The sequence below is a fragment of the Microcoleus sp. BM001215392 genome (genome assembly GCF_036700185.1).
In the GTDB taxonomy this organism is placed as follows: domain Bacteria; phylum Cyanobacteriota; class Cyanobacteriia; order Cyanobacteriales; family Microcoleaceae; genus Microcoleus.
In genome coordinates, this window is record NZ_JAUBOJ010000564.1 from 1 (window position 1) to 3,355 (window position 3,355).

A 3,355-nucleotide genomic window follows, 5' to 3' on the forward strand; every position below is an offset into this window, starting at 1 on the left:
AGTTGTTAGTTGTTAGTTGTTAGTTGTTAGTTGTTAGTTGTTAGTTGTTAGTTGTCATCAGGAAGAGGTAAGAAGGAAGAGAAGAGCGAGAGCATCTTCAAGCCATGCTGAACTAATAACCATTAAGTAATTACTAACCAACCATTCACAACTATAACCTTCTTCTCTTCTCTTCTCTTCCTTAGTGTCCTTAGCGTCTTCGCGGTTCGTCAAAAAAAAAATATCCAAAAAAATCTCTAACAACCTTCTTCTCTTCTTCTCTTCTTCTCTTCCTTAGTGTCCTTCGCGTCTTCGCGGTTCGTCAAAAAAAATCATCCAAAAAAATCTCTAACAACCATCTTCCATTATTGATACTTCAGATAGATGTCGAGATAGCTGTTTGTCTGGTAGAGTACAGGCTAAACTTTTTAGGTGAACGCCTGTGAATAGATTTTTATTCCGATTCGCGATCGGCTTATTAATGGCATTTTTTGGGGCAATCACCTATTTTACCAGCAGCGTACAAAATCCCGTAACTGGGGAGAAACAGCGAGTGCAGCTTTCTCCCCGCCAAGAGGTAGTTTTGGGATTGGAGGCGCGAGACAAAATGGCGGCTCAATACGGAGGGCTTTATCCAAGCCAGAGTATTCAACAATATGTCGATCGAGTCGGAGAACGAGTTGTCAACGGTTCAGAGGCGAAAAAAGCCGGTTATCCGTTTGAATTCCACCTGCTGCGAGACCCCAAAACTGTCAATGCTTTTGCTCTCCCCGGGGGACAAGTTTTCATTACCGCCGGACTGATGCGGCGGCTGAATTCCGAGGCTCAGTTGGCGGCTGTACTTGGGCACGAAAGCGGTCACGTTGTGGGGCGACACGCTGCGGAACACCTTGCAAAACAGCAACTTGGTCGGTCTTTGGTGACGGCGGTTGGAGTGGCCGCCAGCGACGAGCGCGGTGGCGGACAACAAGCAGCATTAATTGCTCAAGCGGTGAATCAAGTTGTCGGTTTGCGGTACGGTAGAGCAGATGAACTTGAGAGCGATCGCCTCGGTTTTCGGTTTATGACCGAAGCGGGTTACGATCCAAGAGCTATTGTTGAGGTGATGCAAATTCTCGGTTCTGCTAGGAATGGCGAAGCAGCGCCGGAGTTTTTGAGTTCTCACCCGAATCCTGAAAATCGAGTTGAAAAGTTGCAAGCTTTAATCGCCCAAAATTTCCCTAACGGTGTTCCACCTAATTTAGTGTCTGGACGCGAAGAGTTTGCTAAGAATGTCTCGGGCGGTTAGCCAGAATTGCGTGCGTACTTTACTAACCAACCGCGAAGACGCGAAGATCGCGAAGTCAGAAAAGAGAAGTAATAACCTTTAATTAACTATTAACAACTATTCAGAATTCTAACGCTCTTCCCTTCTTGTCTTCCTTCGTGTCCTTAGCGTCTTCGCGGTTCGTTAAAAAAAAACCTGATTAAAAGTAGCAAATCCCTGCTACCGGGTTAACCGACCGATCGAGTGAGGAAATCCGCTTGACAGTTTGTACACTTTTGATGACAAAATAAATAAATAAAAGTGCTTTAAATCAAAGGATGATAGGTTTCAATGGCGATTAAAGACCAGCCCCAACCCCCTCGTTTTCGGCAAATTAGCAATATCTTGTTATTGCTATCAAGTCTGTTTCTACTGGCAAATATCTTTTTGCCAAATTTATTCGGGCCTCAAATTCCGCAAGTGCCTTACAGCTTGTTCGTTCATCAAGTCCAAGAACAAGATGTGGTGAGAGCTTCGGTTGGTCAAAATGAAATTCGCTACCAACTCAAAGGCGAAGGTGACAAACCCGGTCAAATTCTGTCAACTACCCCGATTTTTGACCTGGAACTTCCCAAACTTTTGGAAGAAAAAGGCGTGGAATTTGCGGCAACTCCGCCTTCTAAAAATGGCTGGATAGGCAGTGTTTTGAGCTGGGTGGTTCCGCCGCTGATTTTTGTGGCTATTTTTCAATTTTTTATGAACAGACAGGGTGGCGGGCCGCAGGGCGCGCTGTCGATCGGCAAAAGCAAAGCTAAGGTCTACGTAGAAGGCGAATCTGCGAAAATCACTTTTGCTGACGTAGCAGGAGTTGAAGAGGCTAAGACTGAATTAGTCGAAGTTGTGGAATTCCTGAAAACTCCCGACAAATTCACCGCAATCGGCGCGCGCATTCCGAAGGGCGTGCTGTTGGTCGGGCCTCCGGGAACTGGCAAAACTCTGTTAGCAAAGGCTGTAGCTGGTGAAGCTGGTGTGCCGTTTTTTAGTATCTCCGGTTCGGAGTTTGTAGAGTTGTTTGTCGGTGTCGGTTCTGCAAGAGTCAGAGATTTATTCGAGCAGGCGAAAAAACAGGCTCCTTGTATTATCTTTATTGATGAATTGGATGCGATCGGCAAATCTCGCAGCACTAATGCCGCCTTCGGTGGGAATGACGAACGCGAACAAACTCTCAATCAACTGTTAACTGAAATGGACGGTTTTGCTGTGGGTAATACTACGGTAATTGTCCTGGCTGCTACGAACCGCCCGGAAAGTTTGGATGCTGCTTTGTTGCGCCCCGGCCGTTTCGATCGCCAAGTTTTAGTCGATCGCCCTGATTTATCCGGCCGCGAAGCAATTTTGAACATTCACTCGCAAAAAGTGAAGTTGGGCCCGGATATTGACTTAAAAGCCGTCGCCACTCGTACCCCCGGTTTTTCGGGCGCAGATTTGGCAAATTTGGTCAATGAAGCTGCCTTGCTAGCTGCTCGCAACAAGCGCCTCGCTGTGGCACAGGAAGACTTTTATGAGGCGTTTGAGCGGGTTGTAGCTGGCTTGGAAAAGAAAAGCCGGGTGCTCAACGAAAAAGAGAAAAAGATTGTGGCTTACCACGAAGTCGGGCACGCGATGGTGGGCGCTGTGATGACTGGCGGCGGCGAAGTGTCGAAAATCTCGATCGTCCCGCGCGGTATGGCTGCATTGGGTTACACGTTGCAAGTACCGACTGAAGACCGTTTCTTGTTAGATGAGTCGGAACTGCGCGGTCAAATTGCTACACTGCTTGGAGGGCGATCGGCTGAAGAAGTCGTGTTTGGTAGCATTACTACTGGCGCCTCCAACGACTTGCAAAGGGCGACGGATTTAGCGGAACGGATGGTGACAACTTACGGGATGAGTAAGGTTTTGGGGCCTCTGGCGTACGATCGCGCTCAACAATCGTTCCTCGGCGATGGTATGGGAAATGCGCGCCGTGCGGTGAGTGCTACAACTGCGGAGGCGATCGACCAAGAAGTGAAAGAAATCGTCGAAACTGCACATCAGCAAGCTTTGGATATTCTCAAAGCCAATCGGGAATTGTTGGAAACAATCACGCAG

The 3,355-nt window shown here is 47.7% G+C and carries 2 protein-coding genes; both read left to right on the forward strand.

What is annotated here, in order from left to right; all coding sequences use genetic code 11:
- The first annotated feature begins 421 nt into the window (after positions 1-421).
- Positions 422-1,267 (forward strand): M48 family metalloprotease, encoded by an 846-nt coding sequence (locus QT974_RS32685; protein WP_333472518.1) that lies wholly within the window; start codon positions 422-424, stop codon positions 1,265-1,267.
- A 309-nt stretch (positions 1,268-1,576) separates the two neighbouring features.
- Positions 1,577-3,355 (forward strand): ATP-dependent zinc metalloprotease FtsH (gene ftsH, locus QT974_RS32690; RefSeq protein ID WP_333472519.1); only part of this gene is annotated, 1,779 nt, incomplete at its 3' end.